Origin of the sequence: Ottowia sp. VDI28 (assembly GCF_049532675.1) — a bacterium.
GTDB lineage: Bacteria > Pseudomonadota > Gammaproteobacteria > Burkholderiales > Burkholderiaceae_C > Ottowia.
This window is the reverse complement of record NZ_CP149820.1, coordinates 103,297-124,386: the sequence shown is the minus strand read 5'-3', so window position 1 is coordinate 124,386 and position 21,090 is coordinate 103,297. Positions and strand designations below refer to the sequence as shown.

At 65.2% G+C, this 21,090-nt stretch carries 15 protein-coding genes and 1 pseudogene; 11 read left to right on the top strand and 5 right to left on the bottom strand.

All coding sequences use genetic code 11. The annotated features are described in order from the left end of the window. Nucleotides 1–106: 106 nt before the first annotated feature. The 5 genes from phnN to WJU18_RS00560 form a co-directional block, all read right to left on the bottom strand. The gene (gene phnN / locus WJU18_RS00580; RefSeq protein WP_423458242.1) at nt 107–2,155 is read right to left on the bottom strand and encodes a phosphonate metabolism protein/1,5-bisphosphokinase (PRPP-forming) PhnN; all 2,049 of its coding nucleotides are present in this window, start codon (nt 2,153–2,155) and stop codon (nt 107–109) included. Nucleotides 2,156–2,384: 229 nt separating this feature from the next. Further along, nucleotides 2,385–3,218 carry a carboxylating nicotinate-nucleotide diphosphorylase gene (gene nadC / locus WJU18_RS00575; RefSeq protein WP_423458241.1) on the bottom strand — a complete coding sequence of 278 codons (834 nt, stop codon included), beginning with the start codon at nt 3,216–3,218 and terminating at the stop codon, nt 2,385–2,387. Nucleotides 3,219–3,873: 655 nt separating this feature from the next. Next, on the bottom strand, nt 3,874–5,067 hold the full coding sequence (locus WJU18_RS00570; RefSeq protein ID WP_423458240.1) for an amidohydrolase family protein: 1,194 nt from the start codon (nt 5,065–5,067) through the stop codon (nt 3,874–3,876). A 180-nt stretch (nt 5,068–5,247) separates the two neighbouring features. Next, nucleotides 5,248–5,976, bottom strand: coding sequence for a TetR family transcriptional regulator (locus tag WJU18_RS00565; protein WP_423458239.1), 729 nt, complete (start codon nt 5,974–5,976; stop codon nt 5,248–5,250). A gap of 66 nt (nt 5,977–6,042) precedes the next feature. Next, entirely contained in the window at nt 6,043–6,816 is a 774-nt protein-coding gene (locus tag WJU18_RS00560) for a ferredoxin--NADP reductase (RefSeq protein ID WP_423458238.1), read from the bottom strand. A 215-nt stretch (nt 6,817–7,031) separates the two neighbouring features. On the opposite strand from WJU18_RS00560, the gene WJU18_RS00555 reads away from it, so the two are divergent. From WJU18_RS00555 to WJU18_RS00505, 11 genes and pseudogenes are all read left to right on the top strand, one after another. Next, nucleotides 7,032–8,651, top strand: coding sequence for a 6-hydroxynicotinate reductase (locus tag WJU18_RS00555; protein ID WP_423458237.1), 1,620 nt, complete (start codon nt 7,032–7,034; stop codon nt 8,649–8,651). A gap of 16 nt (nt 8,652–8,667) precedes the next feature. After that, nucleotides 8,668–9,567, top strand: coding sequence for a UPF0280 family protein (locus WJU18_RS00550; RefSeq protein ID WP_423458236.1), 900 nt, complete (start codon nt 8,668–8,670; stop codon nt 9,565–9,567). Between the two features lie 24 nt (nt 9,568–9,591). Further along, nucleotides 9,592–10,233, top strand: a complete 642-nt coding sequence (locus WJU18_RS00545) for an amino acid synthesis family protein (RefSeq protein WP_423458235.1) — start codon at nt 9,592–9,594, stop codon at nt 10,231–10,233. Nucleotides 10,234–10,268: 35 nt separating this feature from the next. Beyond that, nucleotides 10,269–10,853 (top strand): amino acid synthesis family protein, encoded by a 585-nt coding sequence (locus WJU18_RS00540; RefSeq protein WP_423458234.1) that lies wholly within the window; start codon nt 10,269–10,271, stop codon nt 10,851–10,853. Between the two features lie 95 nt (nt 10,854–10,948). Further along, nucleotides 10,949–12,154: an ABC transporter substrate-binding protein gene (locus WJU18_RS00535; protein ID WP_423458233.1), complete on the top strand. Its 1,206-nt coding sequence runs from the start codon at nt 10,949–10,951 to the stop codon at nt 12,152–12,154. Nucleotides 12,155–12,229: 75 nt separating this feature from the next. After that, nucleotides 12,230–14,128, top strand: coding sequence for an ABC transporter permease (locus tag WJU18_RS00530; RefSeq protein ID WP_423458232.1), 1,899 nt, complete (start codon nt 12,230–12,232; stop codon nt 14,126–14,128). After that, complete coding sequence (locus WJU18_RS00525; protein WP_423458231.1) at nt 14,125–14,904, top strand: ABC transporter ATP-binding protein; 780 nt, start codon at nt 14,125–14,127, stop codon at nt 14,902–14,904. The genes WJU18_RS00530 and WJU18_RS00525 overlap by 4 nt, the downstream gene beginning before the upstream one ends. Before the next feature lie 9 nt (nt 14,905–14,913). Continuing rightward, nucleotides 14,914–15,642, top strand: coding sequence for an ABC transporter ATP-binding protein (locus WJU18_RS00520; protein WP_423460904.1), 729 nt, complete (start codon nt 14,914–14,916; stop codon nt 15,640–15,642). 1,092 nt (nt 15,643–16,734) lie between these two features. Further along, nucleotides 16,735–17,297 (top strand): annotated as a pseudogene (locus tag WJU18_RS00515) ((2Fe-2S)-binding protein). Further along, the gene (locus WJU18_RS00510) at nt 17,260–19,794 is read left to right on the top strand and encodes a molybdopterin cofactor-binding domain-containing protein (protein ID WP_423458230.1); all 2,535 of its coding nucleotides are present in this window, start codon (nt 17,260–17,262) and stop codon (nt 19,792–19,794) included. The pseudogene WJU18_RS00515 and the gene WJU18_RS00510 overlap by 38 nt, the downstream one beginning before the upstream one ends. Beyond that, a complete protein-coding gene (locus tag WJU18_RS00505; protein WP_423458229.1) occupies nt 19,791–21,047 on the top strand; it encodes a c-type cytochrome in 1,257 nt (418 codons plus the stop codon). The genes WJU18_RS00510 and WJU18_RS00505 overlap by 4 nt, the downstream gene beginning before the upstream one ends. Nucleotides 21,048–21,090 lie beyond the last annotated feature (43 nt).

The following is a 21,090-nucleotide window of genomic DNA, read 5'->3' as shown; positions in this document are numbered from 1 at the left end:
TTGCAGTAATGCGTGAGATGAAAAGAGGTTGACCTGGGGAGATTCGCGTGTCCGCCATTCCGGCGAAAGCCGGTATGACGGACTCCTTTTGCGCCAACCCGGTCCATCAAGAATGCCCTTGCGACACGCCGCTGGCCTGTTCAGCCAGCTGCGCAGCGGCCTCAAGATCCGAGGCCGCGCTGGCGTGAATGGTATAGAGCACTTGTCCGCCCGCCACCTCGTCGCCGAGGCCTGCGGCCAGGTGGATGCCGGCGGCCTTGTCGGCGGGAGCGCCGGCCCGGCGCGCCACCTCGCTGATGCGGGCGATGTCGATATGCCGGATACGGCCATTGCCCAGCGCGTGCACCGGATGGGCTAATGCGGCCGGCCGGACCGGTGAAGGGCGGCGGCCCTGCGCGTCGACGATCTGCTCGAACTTCTCGTGTGCCGCCCCGGAAAGAAGCAGCTCCTCGGCACGCGCCAGCCCGGCCTGAAAGCTGCCCAGCGCGGGATCCCAGGCCAGGATATGGCCCGCGAAGGTCAGCGCCTTGGTCCGAAGATCAGCCGGCGCCGCCAAGCCGTTACCCAGCACCTGAAGCACGTCCTGCACTTCCAGGGCGGGGCCGATGCCGCGTCCGATCGGGGCGGAGCCGTCGGTCGGGTGGGCCTGCACCACCAGGCCCAGTGCGTCGCCGACGGTTTCGAACAGGCGCGCCAGCTCGCTGGCTTCGGCCAGCGTCTTGAGCTTGGCCTGCGGGCCCCAGGGCAGATCGACGATGACGTGTGTCGAACCCGCGCTGAGCTTCTTCGACAGGATCGAAGCCACCGACCAGCGGTTGGAATCGATGCCCAGCGGCCGAGTGATGTGGTTCATCACATCGTCCAGGGCGGAATGATTGAGCCGGCCGTTCCAGGCGATGCAGCCGCGCGTGCGGCGCACTGTTTCCCGCACCTCCGCCGCCGTGAGATCGACGCGGGCCACGGCCTCCATGGCGTCGGCGGTGCCGGCTGCCGAGGTAATGGCGCGCGAGGAGGTCTTGGGAATGGCCAACCCATGGGCAGCCACCACGGGAATCACGATCAGCGTGATACGGCTGCCGGGAATACCGCCCATGGAATGCTTGTCGACCACGATGGGCTCGTTCCAGTCGATGCGCGGCATGAACGAGGCACGCACCCGTGCAAGCGCGACGACCTCGCTGTCGCTGAGCGACCGGGTGGCGGCCACGAGAAAAGCCGCGACCTCGCTGTCGGGGTAGCGGCCTTGCAGAATGTCTTCGAGCAGCAGCGCGTACTGCGCCTCGCTGAGCGGGTGGCCCTGGATTTTCTCGCGTAGCGCCTGCCGGCTGTCGGGGGCGGGTGTGCGCCGAATGCTGACTCTCGTACCTTGCGGCAGCGCCAGCGATTCGAAGGCGTGCACCGAAAGGCCGATCTCGTCGTCCGCCAGCACAGGCCCTGTCTCTGCAACGTGCACACAGGCCGTGATGCTGCGCGAATCGCCTTCGATGGAAATCCGGCCGGGCCCGAGGTAGTCGGCCGCGCTCACCACGCTGCCCGGCGGCAGATAGGCGACACGCTCGCGCCAGGTGTCGATGGGGTAGCGGACCACCCGCAGGCTGCGCTGCGCATGATCGAGCGCGGAGAGAAGTTTTTCAACCCCTTCGCCCACCGTACCGTTGTTGAGGATATCGATCACCTGAACGCCATGCGGTACTGTCAGATTCACCTCGCGCTCAAGGCGCCGGGCCACTTGCTCGCCTTCTTCCCGTCCCCGCCCGCGAATGCGATCGGCCAGGGCCGCGCGCTCGGCTGCCACATGCAGCACCACCAGGCGCGGCACACGCGCGGCCAGTTCGGCGATCGCCGCGCGCGAACCGTTGGCGATCACGTGGCGGCCCGCCCGGAGTTCATCGGCCAGGGACGCTGGCAGCCCGTAGCGCAAGCCATGGGCAGACCATGTGATCAGGAAACGGCCCGCCTGCTCGTCTGCCGTGAACTGCGCTTCGCTGACGGCGGTGTGCTGCTCACCGCCAGCATCGGCCGGCCGCGTGATCACCCGGATGGCGAAGACGTGGCGGCCGCCCGCGGCCAATGCAGCGCGGGCGCCGTCGATCAGCGTGTCCTTGCCGGCCCCGCTGGGCCCGACCACCAGAAAGAAAATACCTGGAGTCGACATGATGGCCTTATGGGAATCTCAGTTTTCCATGGCGCAGCACGTCACCCGCATGGCATGAAACGCACGGGACTTGGCGCCTTCTGTCTTTTTCCTCTCCCTCTGGGAGAAGGAGTCAAAAACAAAAGGCCGCGGAGCAGGCCATGCGGGGGCACCCGCGGAGCTGGCTTTGCCAGGCCGCCGGGTGCGCCCCCCATAGGGGGAAGGCGCGCAAGCGACTCAGGGGGGCATCTCAGAACGTGTCAAGGCCGATATCGACAGCGGGCGCGGATTGGTGGGTTTTCGAGGTGGAGATGTAGTCGACACCGGTCTCCGCAATGGGGCGAATGGTGTCCAGGCGGATGCCGCCGGAGGCTTCAAGCTTGATGCGACCGTTCACCATCTTGACCGCGGTAGCCATGTCAGCCACGGACATGTTGTCGAACATGATCACATCCACCTGGGCGGCCAGCGCCTCTTCCACCTGTTCCAGGCGGTCGCATTCGATTTCCAGCTTGGTGAGCACCGGCAATTGGCGCCGCGCGCGCTCGACCGCCTTGGCGATACCGCCGCACACGGCAATGTGGTTGTCTTTCACCATGACGCCGTTGTCCAGGCCCAGGCGGTGGTTCAGGCCGCCGCCACAGGTCACGGCGTGCTTCTCGAGCATGCGCAGGCCGGGCGTGGTCTTGCGTGTATCGATCAGGCGTGCATGGGTGCCGCGGATGGCTTCCACGTAGCGCGCGGTTTCGGTCGCGATGCCGCTCAGGCGCTGGATGATGTTGAGCGAGGTGCGTTCCGCGGTGAGCAAGCTGCGTGCGCGGCCGCTGACTTCCAGCAGGCGCGTGCCCTTCTCCACCCGTTCGCCATCGCGCACCAGCACCTTGACCTGCACATCGGGATCGTAGCGGCGGAACACCCGCGCCGCGACTTCCACGCCGGCCAGCATGAGGGACTCACGGGCGTTCATCTGGAACGAGGCCGTCTCGTCGGCCTCGATCATCAGCTGCGCCGTGAGGTCGCAATAGCCGATGTCTTCTGTCAGCCACATATCAATCAGGCGATCTACTTGAAAAGTGTCGTACATGAAAGCTCCTCGGTTTAAGAATTCTTGCGGAGAGTATCCCTGTTTTCTCTTCGTTGGGTGGGTTGAGCGCAGCGAAGCCTGTTGACAGGACGGTGAATGAGCAACCGCCGCTGACCCTCACCGGATGGCCGGCCTCCCAACCCTCTCCCGCGGGCGGGAGAGGGAACAAGACCACCGAGCAGTGCGAGGTCTGACTATTCGCAGGCCGAGCGCAGCAATGGCCCGACCCACGGGTCCCCTCTGGACGTGCCGAGGAGCGCAGAGCGAGGGGTGGGCAAGGGCACTGCAAGATGCCCTTGCTTCGTGCTCTAGCTTGCCGGCGTTGTTTGAGCGACGTGAACGAAGTGAACATAGCGAGTTCGACGGCACCACCCCTCGATTGAGCACCGCAGGTTGCCCGGAGCGAAGCGAAGGGACACGGCCAGTGGGGTCGCCTTTTCTTGGGTTACCTTCTTTTGGCGACGCAAAAGAAGGTGACTGCACTGCCGGGGGCAATCCCGGCCTCCGACCTCAGATCAAAAAGCAGAAGTTCATTAGGAAGCAGAAGACCGTTCAGATCAACCTACCATGAAAGCCCCCACCCCAGCCTTCCCCCAAAGGGGGAAGGGGCCAATACCGCGCAGCGCAGCGAAGCCTATCGACCGCCGCGCAAAGCCTACGAGGCCACAAGCTGCGGCACTTCCGCAGCAGGCGGTGTATTGCGGCTGCGGCCGCAGCGCACGAGGCCATCGATCATCACCATGCCCACGCCAGGCAGATCACCCAGCTGCACGCTTTCGAGCAGGTTGTTGCCCGCCGTGTGCTGGGCACGGTCCATGAAGACGAGGTCCGCCGCGCGGCCAGCTTCGATCAGGCCGCAGTTCAGGTTGCGCATGCGCGCCGTATTGCCCGTGGCAAAGCAGAACACCAACTCGGCCGGAATGTCGGCCATCGAGGAGATCAGCGCAATCATGCGCAAAATGCCCAGCGGCTGCACACCGGAGCCGGCCGGGCCGTCGGTGCCCAAGATAACGCGGTGCGGGCACTTGAGCTCGATCGCCGCGCGCGCGGCGCCGATCGCCACTTTCTCGTTGCCGTTGTGCACGATCTCGATGCCGCGCGTGCTCTGCTCGCACAGGTCGCACACGTGCTTCATCGGCAGCGAGGTGTGGCCGCCATTGATGTGGCCGATGATGTCGGCATCGGCCTCGAGGACCGTGTCCTTGTCGATGTAGCCTGAACCGGGAACCGATGGGCCGCCTGTGTGGATGGTGCTCTGGATGCCATGCCTACGGGCCCAGGCCACCATTTCCTTGGCTTCATAGCCGGCCTTGACCGAGCCCAATCCGATCTCGCCCAGCAGGCTCACGCCGGCTTCTGCCAGTTCCTTGAAATCGCTCTCGACCATGCCTTTCTCGATCACCGGGGCGCCGGCCAGCACCTTCACGCCGGCAGGCCTGAAAGCATCGAAGGCGCGCTGTGCGGTGATGGCCAGCGCCTTCAGGCCCACGATATCTTTCGGGCGGCCGGGGTAGTGGACCTCGCCAGCCGAGATCATGGTGGTCACACCGCCGTTGAGGCTGGATTCGATCCAGTTGAGCTGGCTCTGGCGCGGCGTCCAGTCGCCGGCCACAGGGTGCACGTGGCTGTCGATCAGACCGGGCGCGACGCAGGTCTGGCGCGCGTCGATGGTGGTCTTGGCGCCCGTGGTGTCGCAATCCTTGAACTTGCCGACGGCGGTGATCAGGCCATCGTTGATGACGATGGTGTCGGCATCAAGAATGGGGTGATCGATGTCGCCCGACAACAGCAGGCCGATGTTCTTGATGACGACTTTGCCGGATTTTTCTGCGGCGGCGATTTCTGCCATGTGGGTCTCCTTGTTTTTTCTGGGTAAGAAAGCCTATGTTGCTCGGACACGTTCCAGGTAACGCCCCTTTTTAGCCGTCATTCCCGCGCAGGCGGGAATCCAGTGCATCCTGCAAGCGCCGTCGCTGGATTCCCGCCTGCGCGGGAATGACGAGGGGAGGGGCATGTGGAAAGCCATGCGTCAAGCGGAAGCGTGCGTTAGCGCCTCAGGGGGATTCTTCAAAATCATGCGCAGCACGCTGTCGGCGACGAACGTCTCCCAACGGGCGACAGCCGCGGGCGTATCAATGGCCTCCCCCAGGAAAACGCCCAGGGTGTAGCGGTTGGAGGTATGGAAGTAACCCGCCGCCACGATCAGCAGGTAAAGCTGGCGCGGCTCGATGTTGGAGCGCACGAGGCCTTGTTCCACGCCCTTTGCCAGCAGGCGCTCGGTCAGCGTGACGGCATGATGCGAGTATTCGCGTGCCCGGCGCGACTTGACGATGTGCTTGCCCTTGTGCAGGTTCTCGGTGTTGAGCAGGGTGACGAATTCCGGATGCTCGCGGTAGTAGCGCAGGACGAAGCGGATGAGCTCGCCCAAAGCTTCCAGTGGCTGGCTTTCGTCGATCTCCAGGCGGCTCTCGGCTTCATCCATGCGGCGATAGATGTCCTCCAGAACCGCAACGAACAATCCTTCCTTGCTTCCAAAGTAATAGTAGATCATGCGATCCACCGACTTGGCCGCGCTGGATATCTTTTCGATGCTGCCGCCCGCATAGCCATATTTGGCAAATACCTTGGTGGCGGCGCGCAGAATGGCTTCGCGCGTGGCTTCGGCCGCCGCCGCACGCGTGCCGGTGCGGCGTTGCGGCTTGGCGGCCTTGCGCGCGGCAGGCGCATTGCTGGCTGTATTGCTGGCTGTGCTGCTCATTCTTGGTTTTGCGCGCGAAAAAGGCCTTGGTGGCCTTGGCCTCGGAACGTGTTTACGAACTCAGGGTTACTTCTCGACGAAGGCGCGCTCCACCACATAGTCGCCCGGTGTGGTGGTGTTGCCTTCATGGAAGCCCCGTTGCTCCAGGATCATTTTCATGTCGGCCAGCAACATGGGGCTGCCGCACAGCATGACGCGGTCTTCGGCGGGATCGAGCGGCGGCAGGCCCAGGTCGTTGGTGAGCTTGTTGCTGGTGATCAGATCGGTGATGCGGCCCTGGTTCCGGAAGGGCTCGCGCGTGACGGTAGGGTAGTACTTGAGCTGCTCGCTCACCAGTTCGCCCAGGAACTCATGGTGCGGTAGATCCTGCGTGATGAAATCGTGATAGGCCAGCTCGTTCACCTGCCGCACGCCATGCACCAGGATGACCTGTTCGAAGCGCTCGTAGGTCTCGGGGTCGCGGATGATGCTCAGGAACGGCGCCAGGCCCGTGCCGGTACCGAACAGGTACAGGCGCTTGCCGGGCAGGGTGTAGTCGATCAGCAGGGTGCCGGTGGGCTTGCGGCCGACGATGATCTCGTCTCCCACCTTGATGTGCTGCAGCCGGCTGGTGAGCGGGCCGTCTTCCACCTTGATGCTCAGGAACTCCAGGTGCTCCTCATAGTTGGCGCTGACCACGCTGTAGGCGCGCAGCAAGGGCTTGTCGTTGACCTTGAGGCCGATCATGGTGAAGTGGCCGTTGGAAAAACGCAGCGCCGGATCGCGCGTGGTGGTGAACGAAAACAGGCGGTCGGTCCAATGGTGGACGGTTAGAACGCGCTCGGTATGCATGGAACTCATGAGTTGGCTCTGGCTTCTTTAGTGATTCGATACAACGGCTTGCAAGCTAGCGTGGGGCAGCACACCAAACGTACTGGAAAACACCAAGACACTTACATAGCCATTCAGGTATATTCATATTTCATGTAGTAATTACAACATGAACATGGAGCAGATGCTACACAAATCGTGTACCCAAGACAAGCTTTTGCTAGGGAAAACTTTGAGACTGCATCATGACTGAACATACCAAAACCGATGGCTTGCCCGCGATGGATATGCCGCTGCCGCCGGAGCTGGGTGCCAAGGCGCCGCCGCGCAATGAGCGCATGGCAGCGGGTAAGGTGGAATGCAACGCCTGCCCTGTGCTGTGCCAGATCGCCGAAGGGCGCGCGGGCGCATGCGACCGCTATGCCAACCAGGCAGGCGTGCTGGTACGTGTGGATCCCGTGCTGCTCTTGCGCCGCACCCTGAAGGAAGAACAGCCGGCGCTCGTGCCTTTCGCGCGCGAGCCAGCCGAGCCGGCCTCCGCCGGATCAGCCCCCTCTTCGCCCCCGGAATGGGATGGCGATCTGCTGCGCTCGGGAGAAGTGTTCGTCACCGGCGTGGGCGCCTCCACCACCTACCCCGACTACAAACCCGCCCCGTTCATCGTCGGCTCGAAGATGGACGGCGTAGACATGGTGACCGTCGTCACCGAAGGCATCTTCAGCTATTGCAGCTTCAAGGTGAAGATCGACACCGACCGCTTCCTCGGGCCGGAGCAGGCCAACGTGCGCTACAAAGGTGAAGCCATCGGCCATGTGACCACCGCCGAATACGGCTCGCAGATGCTCTCGCTCGGCGGTGTGCACCATCTCACCGGCGGCAGCAAGAAGGAAGGCCGCATGGCGCTGGAGATCATGCAGCGCCTGGGCAACAAGCAGGCGGTGGAATGCACCATCGACGGCGGAGCCAACCTCATCATCCAGGCCGGCAAGGCACCTGTCGTCGGCGGAGTGGAAGAGCAGCGCATGCGCGTGGGCTGCGGTTCGGCGGCCGTGGGCATTTTCGCGCGCCAGCTGTACGGGCACGCCGACGAGGTGGTGGTGGTGGATGACCATATCACCGGTGTCTTGAGCGAACACCAGGCCGGACGCTGCCTGGGCATGCCCTCTTCGGGCATCCAGATGCGCGGCCGCAAATCCACACCGGGGCGCTACTTCCAGGTGGCCAATCCGGGCACGGGCTGGGGCGGCACCGACATCGCTGATCCGCTGTCCATCATCGAGGGGTGGGAGCCGGGCGTGGCGCGGCCGGGGCTGCGCCTGTTGATGACATCCACCACAGGCGAGCATGCGCAGTGGTATGTGCTGAACGAAGCGCTGCAACCCGTGGAGCAGGAGATGCCGGCCGCCGTGCGCAGCGTGGTGGCGCGCATCGGTGAAAACTGCGAACCTTCGCTTTGCAGCGTGCTGTTCCTGGGCGGCGCGGGTGGAAGCCTGCGCGCGGGCGTGACCGAAAACCCAGTGCTGCTCACACGCGCCATCAAGCGGGCGCTGGTGAACGTAACCTGCGGCGGCGCGCCTGCCTACGTGTGGCCGGGAGGCGGCATCACCGTCATGGCCGATGTGCTGCGCATGCCGGACAACAGCTTCGGCACCGTGCCCACACCGGCCATCGTGGCGCCGATCGAATTTTCCATGCGGCTTCATGATTTCGCCGCGCTCGGGGGCCATGTGGACTATGTGATGCCCCTGGAAAAAGCGCTCGCGCGCGGGGCCTGGCAAGACGATGGCGCCCCGCTGGCACGGCAGTGGCTGCGCAACCCTTCCGACAACGCATGGCCGCTGGGGCAGCCGCCGATGCTGGGTTGAAGAGCGGGCCTCCTCCATGAACGCCGAGAGACAGCGCCTCGACGCCCATCGCTGGCATTGGCAGCATGGCCCGATCGACATCGTGGCCGAAGCGCACGGCCAGCGCGACGCGGTGGCCGAAGCGCATGAGGCGGCCTGGCAGCGTTTCGAAGGCGTGTTGACCGAACTGGTGGCGGAATTGCCGCTGCTGCGCCAGCCGGTCTCTGATCCGGCCGGCGGGCCCAGCGGCCCGATTGCCCGGCGCATGCGGCAGGCCTGCGCGCCATTCCTGCCCGAGTTCATCACGCCCATGGCTGCGGTGGCAGGCAGCGTTGCGGAGGAACTGATCGCTTTCTATCAGCGCCCTGGCATCGACCGGGCCTGGCTCAACAACGGAGGCGATATCGCCCTGCATCTGGCACCCGGCCATTCAGTCCGCGTGGGCCTGTTCAGCGATCTGGCGCGTTTTGATCTGGCCGATATGCAGCGCCTGTCGGCCGACGGCCGTTTCGAAATCCATCACTACGACGCCGTGCGCGGCGTAGCCACCAGCGGCTGGCGCGGACGCAGCCTCTCCATGGGTATTGCGGACAGCGTGACCGTGCTGGCCGCCACCGCAGCCCAGGCCGATGCCGCCGCCACCATGATCGCCAATGCGGTGAACGTGCCGGACCCGGCCATCGAGCGCCGTCCCGCCAACGAGTGCCGCGACGACAGCGATCTGGGCGAGCGCCTGGTGACCACCATGGTGCCTCCGCTTGCACCAGAGCAGGTGCAACACGCCCTCGATGCGGGCCAGACACGGGCCCGTGCGCTGCAGGCGCGCGGGCTGGTCTGGGCCGTGCTTCTGGTTTGTCAGGAGCAGTGGCGCCACGTGGAGCCTATATCCTTGCAGCCACCTGCGGGCTTCGCCGGTCCTGGCGCGGTCCTTGCTTGAAAAACAGGAAGAAAGTTCTTGCCCATGATTGAAATTCGCCGCATCTTCACCCAGGTGGAGGAAATCCGCCACGAATTCGGTCCGCCGCCAGCCGAACCGCTGATACGCGGCGCCATCGCGGTGGTGATGACCAATCCCTACGCAGGCCGCTACGAGGCCGATATCCTGCCGATGATGAAGGCCCTGGAGCCTGTGGGCGTGGATATGGCGCAGCGTCTGCTGGCCGCCATGGATGTGCCGCGCGAGCGCATCGCCACCTACGGCAAGGGCTCCATCGTGGGCAGCGCGGGCGAACTGGAGCACGGCGCGCTCTGGCATGTGCCGGGCGGTTACGCCATGCGCGAGCTGCTCGGCTGGAAGGGCGACCGCGCGGCCTACATCGCCGGTCTGGGCGGGGCCAAGACCGGCCAGCCCGGCAATGCGCTCTCGATCGTGCCCTCGACCAAGAAAGTCGGCCCTCCGGGCGCCACGCTCGATGTGCCGATGACCAACATCAATGCCAGCTATGTGCGCGGCCAGTTCGATGCCTTCGAGGTGCGCGTGCCAGGCTCGCCCGCCGCCGATGAACTCGTCTTCATCCTCGCCATGACGACCGGCTACCGCGTGCATGCGCGCGTGGGCGGCCTGCTGGCGGAAAACATCGCTCAATGGGACGGCCAGCGCTGATCCCGGCCCCTCCTCTCACAAGGAAAACACAAGACATGCCAGCAAATATCCGCAAGATCATTGTCCAGGTCGACGAGACCCGCCAGGAAATGGGGCAGGCCGTCAACCCGCCCACACGCCGCGCCGTGGCCATGGCCGTCATCGCCAACCCTTATGCCGGCCGCTACAGCGAGAACCTCGATGAGCTGATCGCCATCGGCGAGGAGCTGGGCGCGCTGCTGGGGCAGAAGGCCGTGAAGGCATTGGGCATCGAGCCCGGCCAGGCCCAGAGCTACGGCAAGGCCGCTATCGTGGGCGAAGCAGGTGAGCTGGAACACGCCGCCGCCATCCTGCACCCCAAGCTGGGCGCGCCGCTGCGCGTGGCCGTTGAGAAGGGCGCCGCGCTGGTGCCTTCGGCCAAGAAGCGCGGCACCCTGGGCACCGCGATCGACGTGCCCCTGGGCCACAAGGATGCCGCCTTCGTGCGCAGCCACTTCGACGCTGTGGAAGCCCGTGTGACGGATGCGCCGCGCGCCAATGAGATTGTGGTGGCGGTGGCCGTGACCGACTCCGGACGGCCGTTGCCGCGCATCGGCGGCCTGCAAGCCAGCGAGATCAAGGGCGAGGACGGCCTGCGCTGAACCTCTTCCCCCTCTCCCGCAAGCGGGAGAGGGAGAAATCCAGCCTTCCCTGTAGAAATCATTAACGTTCTTCACTTTCATCCAAGGAGCTTTCCATGACCACACGCCGCCTTGCCCTCATCACCCCCGTGGCGCTGGCCGCCATGTTCGCCGCTGGCACCACCTGGGCGCAAAGCACCTACAAGATCGGTGAGCTCAACAGCTACAAAGCGCAGCCTGCGTTCCTCGAGCCCTACAAGAAGGGCATGGAACTGGCCATCGATGAAATCAACGCCGCTGGCGGCATCAACGGCAAGAAAGTGGAACTTGTCACCCGCGATGACAACGCCAACCCCGGCGATGCCGTGCGCGTGGCGGAGGAGTTGGTTTCCCGCGAGAAGGTCGATGTGCTCACGGGCACGTTCCTCTCGAACACCGGCATGGCCGTGGCCGATTTCGCCAAGCAGAAGAAGGTGTTCTTCCTGGCCGGTGAGCCACTGACCGACAAGCTCACGTGGCAGGGCGGCAATGAATACACCTTCCGCCTGCGTCCCGGCACCTACATGCAGGCCGCCATGCTCGTGCCCGAAGCCGTGAAGCTGAAGAAAAAGCGCTGGGCGCTGATCTACCCCAACTATGAATACGGCCAATCCGCCGTGGCGGCCTTCAAGACACTGCTGAAAGCCGCGCAGCCGGATGTGGAGTTCGTGGCCGAGCAGGCGCCCCCTCTGGGCAAGGTGGACGCAGGCAGCGTGGTGCAGGCGCTCGCCGATGCCAAGCCCGATGCGATCTTCAACGTGCTGTTCGCCGCCGATCTCTCGAAGTTCGTGCGCGAGGGCAATACGCGCGGCCTGTTCAAGGACCGCACGGTAGTGAGCGTGCTGACCGGCGAGCCGGAGTATCTCGATCCGCTGAAAGATGAAACGCCGAACGGCTGGATCGTGACGGGCTACCCCTGGCAGGACATCCAGACGCCCGAGCACAAGGCGTTCCTGCAGGCCTACCAGGCCAAGTTCAAGGACTACCCCCGCCTGGGCAGCGTGGTCGGCTACAGCATGATCAAGTCGGCCGCGGCGGGCCTGAAGAAGGCCGGTAGCAACGATACAGCCAAGATGATCGCCGCCTTCAAGGGCCTGGAGGTTGATTCCCCCTTCGGCAAGATCACCTACCGGCCCGAAGACCACCAATCCACCATGGGCGCCTTCGTCGGCAAGACCAAGAACGACGGTGGCAAGGGTGTGATGGTGGACTACACCTACTTCGATGGCGCCAAGTTCCAGCCGTCCGCCGCAGAGATCAAGAAATCACGCTCGGCCCCCTGACGTAAATCTCGCAGGGTGTGCACGCAGTGCGCACCCTACCGACATGCACGTGCTTGTTCTGCGTACATCCTGCCTATGAACTTTTCGGGTCTTATCGTCCAGTTGCTCAACGGCCTGGCCGGCGCTTCGTCGCTATTCCTCGTCGCCGCTGGACTGTCGTTGATTTTCGGCGTCACGCGCATCGTCAATTTCGCGCATGGCTCGTTTTTCATGTTGGGAACCTATCTGGCCTACACGCTGGTCGGCCAGCTTGGCACGAACCTGGGCTTCTGGCCCGGGCTCGTGCTGGCCGCGCTGGCAGTGGGCCTGTTGGGCGCGCTGATCGAGTTCGTGCTGCTCAGGCGCATCTACAAGGCGCCGGAGCTGTTCCAGTTGCTGGCCACCTTTGCGCTGGTATTGGTCATCAAGGACGCCGTGCTGTGGCTCTGGGGCCCCGATGAGCTGCTGGGTCCGCGCGCGCCGGGGCTGCGAGGCTCGGTGGAAATCCTGGGCAGGCAGTTTCCCTCCTACGACTTGTTCCTGATTGTCATCGGCCCGCTGGTGCTGGGCGCGGTGTGGCTGCTCCTCACGCGCACGCGCTTCGGCACCCTGGTGCGCGCAGCCGCGCAGGATCGTGAAATGGTGAGTGCGCTGGGCGTCAACCAGGCCTGGCTGTTCACGGCCGTGTTCGCGCTCGGCGCGATGCTGGCTGGCCTGGGCGGCGCGCTGCAGCTGCCACGGGAGCCTGCTCATCTGGAGATGGACCTGAACACCATCGGCGCCGCGTTCGTGGTGGTCGTAGTGGGCGGCATGGGCTCCCTGCCAGGCGCCTACCTGGCGGCGCTGCTCATTTCATTGATCAAGGCAGTCTGCATCTGGCTGGGCGTCGTGAGCCTGTTCGGCCATACCGTCAATTTCTCCAAGGCCACGCTGGTGGTGGACTTCCTGGTCATGGCCGCGGTACTGATCTGGCGCCCCTGGGGCCTGATGGGACGCCCGCAGGCACCGAGCCGCCACGTGGGCGAACCCGAAGCGCCGCTGCGCCGGGCGAGCATGGGCTACAAGGTGGCTGTCGGCGTGCTGGTGGTGGCCTTGATCGCGGTGCCCTTCCTGGCCCGCTCCTCGTACACCACGGTGCTGGCCACCGATTTGCTGGTGGCGGCCCTGTTCGCCACGAGTCTGCACTTCATCATGGGGCCGGGCGGCATGCACTCCTTCGGCCACGCGGCCTACTTCGGCATCGGCGCGTATGGCGCGGGCTTGCTGATGAAAGCCGCGGGCCTGCCGATGGAGGTGGCCCTGATCGGCGGTCCGCTGGTGGCCGCAATCGGTGCCATCGCGTTCGGCTGGTTCTCGGTGCGCCTGTCTGGCGTGTACCTGGCGATGCTGACCCTGGCACTCGCCCAGATCGCCTGGGCCATCACCTACCAGTGGGATGATTTCACGGGCGGCAGCAACGGCCTGACCGGCATCTGGCCGGCGGAGTGGCTGGCCGGCGGGCGCAACTACTACTGGCTGGCGCTGGCACTCGTGGGATTGGGGGTGTGGTGGCTGCGCCGCGTGCTGTTCTCGCCCTTCGGCTATGCGCTGCGCGCCGGACGGGATTCCGTGCTGCGCGCCGATGCGATCGGCATCGATGTCAAGCGCGTTCAGTGGGTGGCCTTCATCGTCGCCGGGCTGATGGCCGGCTTGGCAGGTTCCCTCTTCGCGTTTTCCAAGGGCAGCATTTCGCCTGAGTCGATGGCGGTCGGCAAATCGATCGACGGCCTGGTGATGGTGCTGCTGGGCGGCCTGCACACCCTGGCCGGCCCGGTGGTGGGTGCGGTGAGCTTCACCTGGCTGCAGGATGCCGTGGCCCGCAACACCGATTACTGGCGCGCGCTGCTGGGCGGCATCATCTTGCTGCTGGTGCTGATCTTCCCGGACGGCATCGCAGGCGGTATCCACAGGCTGGTACGAAGCTGGCGGCAACCGAAGCAGGAGGCTTCAGCATGAGTCTTCTCACGGTGAAAGACCTTGGCAAATCCTTTGGCGGCGTCAAGGCGGTGGATGGCATCAGCTTTGAGCTGGCCGCCGGTGAACTGCTGGCGCTCATCGGCCCCAATGGCGCCGGTAAATCCACCACCTTCAACATGGTGAACGGCCAGCTCAAGGCCGACCGCGGCTCGATCCGCCTGGACGGGCACGAGCTCATCGGCCTGAAGCCGCGCAGCATCTGGCGGCTGGGCGTGGGCCGCACCTTCCAGATCGCGGAAACCTTCCAATCGCTCACCGTGGTGGAAAACGTGCAGATGGCCCTGCTCTCGCACGATCGCTTGCTGTATGCCATGTGGCGCCGCGCCGCGGATTACAAGCGCCAGGAGGCGCTCGCGCTGCTGGATCAGGTAGGCATGGCGGCCCAGGCCGACCGCCCCTGCAGCGAGCTGGCGTATGGCGATGTCAAGCGTGTGGAGCTGGCCATTGCCATGGCCAACAGTCCCAAGCTGCTGCTGATGGACGAGCCCACTGCCGGCATGGCTCCGCGCGAACGCAACGCGCTGATGGCGCTCACCAAGAAGCTCGTCACCGAGCGCGGCATGGCGGTGCTGTTCACCGAACACAGCATGGATGTTGTGTTCGCCTATGCCGACCGCATGATCGTGCTGGCACGCGGCCGCCTCATCGCGGCCGGCAAGCCGCTTGAAATCCGCGACCACCCGAAGGTGCAAGAGGTCTATTTCGGCAGCGGCAAGACCTTCGAGAAAAGCGGTGAAAAAGTGGGGAGCACCTAAATGGCGGGCATGGGCGATACCTTGTTGACGGTCAAGCAGCTGCGCGCCTGGTATGCGGCTGCCGAGATCCTGTTCGATGTCGATCTGGAAGTGCGGCGCGGCGAGGTTGTGGCGTTGATGGGGCGCAACGGCGCCGGCAAATCCACCACCTTGAAGGCCATCATGGGCATGGTGCCCAAGCGGCGCGGCACGGTGCAGTTCATGGGCCATGACCTCTCGCGCGCCGAGCCTTTCGCCAGCGCCCGCCTGGGCCTGGGCTTCGTACCCGAAGATCGCCGCGTGTTCACGGACCTTACGGTGCTGGAGAACCTGGAAGTCGGCAAACAACCGGCCCGCAGTTGGCCTGATGGCAACGCCGCCCCGCACTGGACACCCGAGCGCCTGTTCAAGCTGTTTCCCAACCTGGGTGAAATGCCCTTGCGGCCCGGTGGCCAGATGAGCGGCGGGGAGCAGCAGATGCTCACGGTGGCGCGTACGCTCATGGGCAATCCGTATCTCGTGCTGTTGGATGAACCCAGCGAGGGTGTGGCGCCTGTGATCGTCGAGCAGATGGCGAACATGATCCTGGAGCTGAAAGCGCAGGGCGTGAGCATCCTGCTCTCGGAGCAGAACATGCACTTTGCTGAGCTTGTTTCTGACCGGGCTTATGTGTTGGAGAAGGGGCAGATTCGGTTTGCGGGGTCGATGGCTGAACTAGCCGCTAACGAGGAGGTTCGGCGGGCTTATTTGAGTGTTTGAAAGTGCTTAGCTTTTTGCTTCTTAATGGTTTTCTGTTGGCTATCAGAGGTCGGCGGCCGGGATTGCCCCCGGCGGTGCAGTCACCTTCTTTTGCGTCGCCAAAAGAAGGTAACCCAAGAAAAGGCGACCCCACTTGCCGTGTCCCTTCGCTGCGCTACGGGCAACCTGTGGTGCTCGATCGAGGGGTGGTGCTGCAGAACTCGCTTTGTTCACTGCGTTCACGCCGCTCAAACAGCTGCAGCAAGCTAGAGCACGAAGCAAGGGCATCTTGCAGTGCCCTTGCCCACCCCTCGCTCTGCGCTCCTCGGCACGCCCAGAGGGGACCCGCGGATCGGGCCATCGCTTCGCTCGGCCTGCGAATAGTCGGACCTCGCACTGCTCGGTGGTCTTGCTCCCTCTCCCGCCAGCGGGAGAGGGTTGGGGGGCTGGCCATCCGGTGAGGGGCAGCGGCGATTGCTCATCCGCTGCCCATTCAACAAGCCCCACAGCGCTCCACGGTATTAATTCCCTCCCCCGCTGGGGGAGGGCCAGGGTGGGGGCTTTCACCGCGGTTGATCTGAATGGTCTTCTGCTGTGCAGGTGGCGCCGTGAAAGCCCCCATCCCAACCTTCCCCCAGCGGGGGAAGGAGTAAATACAGCAAAGCCTGATCATTCGAAGGCCGAGCGCAGCAATGGCCCGAGCCGGGCTCCCCACCCCTCTGGACGTGCCGAGGAGCGCAGAGCGAGGGGTGGGCAAGGGCACTGCAAGATGCCCTTGCTTCGTATTCTGACTTGCCGGCGTTGTTCGAGCGACGTGAACGAAGTGAACATAGCGAGTTCGACGGCACCACCCCTCGATCGAGCACCACAGGTTGCCCGCAGCGAAGCGAAGGGACACGGCAAGTGGGGTCGCCTTTTCTTTGGTGTCTTTCTTTTGGCGACGCAAAAGAAAGATACTGCACCGCCGGGGGCAATCCCGGCCTCCGACATTAGATCAAGCAGCAGAAGGTCATTAGAAAGCAGAAAGCCATTAGAAAACGCAGCCAATAAATCAACCGCCGTGAAAGCCCCCATCCCAACCTTCCCCCAAAGGGGGAAGGAGCCAACCCGTCCATGCCCGAACTGACCCTAACCGTCAACCGACGGGCCGTGACACTCGACGTCCCGCGAGACACGTCACTGCTGCACCTGCTGCGCAACGACCTAAGCCTGAACGGCCCCAAATACGGCTGCGGCCAAGGCTCTTGCGGCGCCTGCACAGTACATGTAGACGGCGTGGCAGCGAGGGCCTGCGTGATCCCTGCCCACGGTGTCGCAGGCCGCCAAATCACCACCCTGGAAGGCTTGGGCATGAACATGGCCCCCACGCTACCCTGCTCCGCATGGTCCGCTGCCCCCCAGGGGGCCCCTTTCGCCTTGGGAGCGGCCCGGCGGCAAAAGAGCACTGGCACCCAGTCCAGGCCGCATTCGAAGAAGCCCAAGCCGCCCAATGCGGCTACTGCCTGAACGGCATGGTGATGCAAACCGCCGCCCTGCTCGCACGCGATCCCAAACCCAGCGAGGCCCGCATCCGCGCCGAGCTCTCCGGCAACCTGTGCCGTTGCGGCACGCACGTGGAAATCCTGGCAGCGGTCACCCGTGCCGCCGAACTGCTGTCCAGCACCAAGCCCGCATGACCCGCCGCGCCGACCACCCCCGCACGCGCGCCGACATCCTCACGGCCGACGGCGTGCTCGCGATCGTGCGCGAGCCCCTGCCCCTCCTCCTGCGGCCCCGGGCCAGCCCACGGCCGTTGGCGCCAACCCGCTCGAAGGCGACGAAATCCTGCTGGCGCTCTGGGACGATGGGAGCGTCACCGCGCTCAACGGCCATGTGGATCTAGGCACCGGCCTGCAGACCGCGCTGGCGCAGATCGTGGCGGAAGAGCTGGATCTGACACTGGCCTGCGTCAGCATGGCGCTGGGCGACACGGCGCGCGCGCCCAACCAGGGCGCGACGATCGCCAGTGCCTCGATCCAGATCCATGCGCAGCCCATGCGGCGGGCGGCAGCGCAGGCACATGCCTGGTTGCTGGCCCGCGGCGCCGAATGGCTAGGCGTACCAGTGGAAAATGTCGAAACCCGGCTCGGTGTGGTGCGGTTGCGCACCGAACACCACACCCACGTCCCTTACGGCCAACTGCTCGCCGGCCAGCGCACCATCCTTCGGCTCGATCCCGATGCCCCGCTGAAAGACCCGGCCCATTACCGCATCGTCGGCACACGCCAGCCGCGCGTGGACATCCCTCAGAAGCTCTCCGGTGAAACCGTGTTCGTGCATGACATGCGCGTACCCGGCATGCTGCATGGCCGCGTGGTGCGTCCGCCTTATGCAGGCGCTGACCATGGCGACTACATCGGCAACACGCTCGAATCCGTGGACGAGCGCAGCATTGCGCACATCCCCGGTATCCGGGCAGTGGTCGTGATCCGCGATTTCGTCGGCGTGGTCGCCGAGCGTGAAGAACACGCCGAAGCCGCCGCGCGCGCGCTCGTGATCCGCTGGAAGCCCTGGCCCGGCATGCCGGATATGGGGAACGTCGAAAACGCGGTACGCACCAACCCGGCCACACAGCGCCTGCTGGTCGACGAGGGCGATGTGGACGCCGCCCTGGCCGGCGGCAGGGGCATGGCGCGCACGTATCTGTGGCCTTACCAGATGCATGCCTCCATCGGCCCTTCATGCGCGCTGGCGCACTGGCAGCCGGAAGGCGATGTGCCCCTCAAGATCTGGGCCGGCACACAGAACCCTCATGTGCTGCGCGCAGACCTGGCCAAGCTGATGGCCCTGCAGGATGTGCAGGTCGACGTGATCCGCATGGAAGCCGCGGGCTGCTACGGCCGCAACGGCGCCGACGACGTGGCCGCCGACGCGGCACTCCTGTCCCGGGCCGTGGGGGCACCCGTGCGCGTACAGCTCACGCGCGCGCAGGAACATGCATGGGAGCCCAAGGGCGCGGCACAGTTGATGCAGGCGCGCGGCGGCCTGACGCCCGAAGGAGCCATCGCTGCCTACGATTTCGAGACCAGCTACCCCAGCAATGGCGCCCCCACCCTCGCGCTGCTGCTCACCCGAACCGTGGAGCCTGTGGCGCAGGCCTTCGAAATGGGCGACCGCACGGCGCGCTGGCCGTACGAGGCTGAACACCTGCGCGTGAAAGTCAACGACATGCCGCCGATCGTTCGCGCGTCATGGCTGCGCGGCGTGTCGGCACTGCCGAGTTCCTTCGCGCACGAGAGTTTCATCGACGAGCTGGCCGCCGAAGCCGGGCAAGACCCGGTGCAGTTCCGCCTGAAGCATCTGCGTGACCCGCGCGCCGCGGAACTCGTGCAGGCCACCGCGCAAAAAGCCGGCTGGCGGCCGCGCACCGGCCCACAGGAAAACACGGACGGCGGGCTTGGCGAAGGCGGCGACATTCTCTTCGGCCAAGGCTTCGCCTACGCCCGCTACGTGCACAGCAAATGGCCGGGCTTCGGCGCCGCGTGGTCGGCCTGGGTCGCCGATGTTGAAGTGAACCGCAAGACAGGCGAGGTGCACGTGCGCCGTGTCGTCGTCGGGCACGATGCCGGCATGCTCATCAACCCGGCGGGCGTGGAACATCAGGTCCACGGCAATGTGATCCAGACCACCAGCCGTGCCTTGAAGGAGCAAGTGAGCTTCGCCCCGCATGGCGCGCCCGAACAGCAAGCCGCGAAGACCGCCTTGGCCGGCGTGCGGCCTGCGGGCACGGTGCAGAACATGGATTGGGGCAGCTACCCCATCCTCAATTTCCGCGAAGTACCCGTCATCGAAGTGCTGCACATGCCGCGGCCCGGCGAGGCCCCGCTCGGCGCGGGAGAGTCCTCCAGCGTACCCGGCACGGCAGCCATTGCCAATGCCATCTTCGATGCCACCGGCGTGCGCTTTCGCGCGCCGCCTTTTACACCTGAAGTGGTGCAGGCCGGGTTGGAAGCGGCAGGGACCGGAGGCTCACTCCCTCCTCCTTTGGCCGGGCATGGAGACCACGGCGGCATGGCCGTCCCCCCTCAGCGCCCCCCGCAGGACGCGGCAACCCCGAAGGGAGGGAGAATTCAACCCCATGGCCGCGCGGCAAAAGCCTGTGGGCCACCGCCGGTGCGCTGGCCGTGGGCATGATCGGTCTCATCACCGGCCTGTTCGGCTGGCGCCCCGCCATCGCCCCGGTCAACCTGAGCGCCCCGGTTTACAGCCAGGAGACCATCGAGCGCGGCCGCACGCTCGCCGCAGCGGGCGACTGCTTCGTCTGCCATACGGCCCCGGGCGGTGCGCGCGGCACAGGCGGCCGCGCCATGGAAACGCCTTTCGGAACCGTCTTCACCACCAACCTCACGCCTGATGCCGGCACGGGCCTCGGCTCCTGGAGCTTTTCTGCTTTTCAGCGCGCCATGCGCGAAGGCCTCTCGCGCGATGGAAAGCATCTGTACCCTGCTTTCCCCTATACGGCGTTCGCCAAGACCAGCGACGACGATCTTCAGGCCCTTTATGCCTATTTGATGAGCCAGCCCGCCGTACGCGCGGAAACGCCGAAAGCGCAGATGCGCTTTCCGTTCAACCTGCGCCCGCTCATGGCGGGCTGGAACGCGCTCCACCTCGATGCACAGCCCTACCAGGCCGACCGCACCCAGAGCATCGAATGGAACCGCGGCGCCTACCTGGTCCAGGGCCTCGGCCATTGCGGTGCCTGCCATACGCCGCGCGACGCCACGGGCGCGGAGAAAACCGGCGGGGCCTTTCTGTCAGGCGCCATGATCGATGGCTGGGAAGCCCCTGCCCTGACTACTGTCTCGAAAGCCGCAGTGCCGTGGGACGCGGACGCCTTCTACCGTTACCTGCGCCACGGCCATTCCCCCCGCCACGGCTCAGCTGGCGGCCCGATGTCCGAAGTGGTCGGTGAGCTGCAGGCCCTGCCCGACGAAGACATTCGGGCCATGGCCACCTACCTGGCCTCGTTCAATGCTCCCTCCCCGGCCCCTGCCGAGCTGGATGCCGTTGCCCGCCAAGCCGTCGCCCGTGCCGCCCAAAGCCAAAGCACCCTGCTCGGCCCTGCGCAACGCATGTTCGAAACCGCCTGCGCCGCCTGCCATCACGACGGAGACGGCCCCACTGTGCTCGGCCTGAACCGGCCCCTGGCACTCTCCAGCAAGCTCTCCAGCGACCGTCCCGACAACCTGATCCGGACCATCCTCGAGGGCGTGCGCGAGCCGGCCACGCGCGAGATCGGCTTCATGCAAGGCTTTGGTGACGTGCTCTCCGACACGCAAATCGCCGAGTTGGCCACCTATCTGCGCGCCCGCTACGCACCGCAGGCGCCTGCGTGGACAGACTTGCCCTCTCACGTCGCGCGAGTGCGCCAGAAGCCGGGACATTGAGCACTAACGCGCGGCCCACGTGCTCATCAGTTCATCCAGTTTC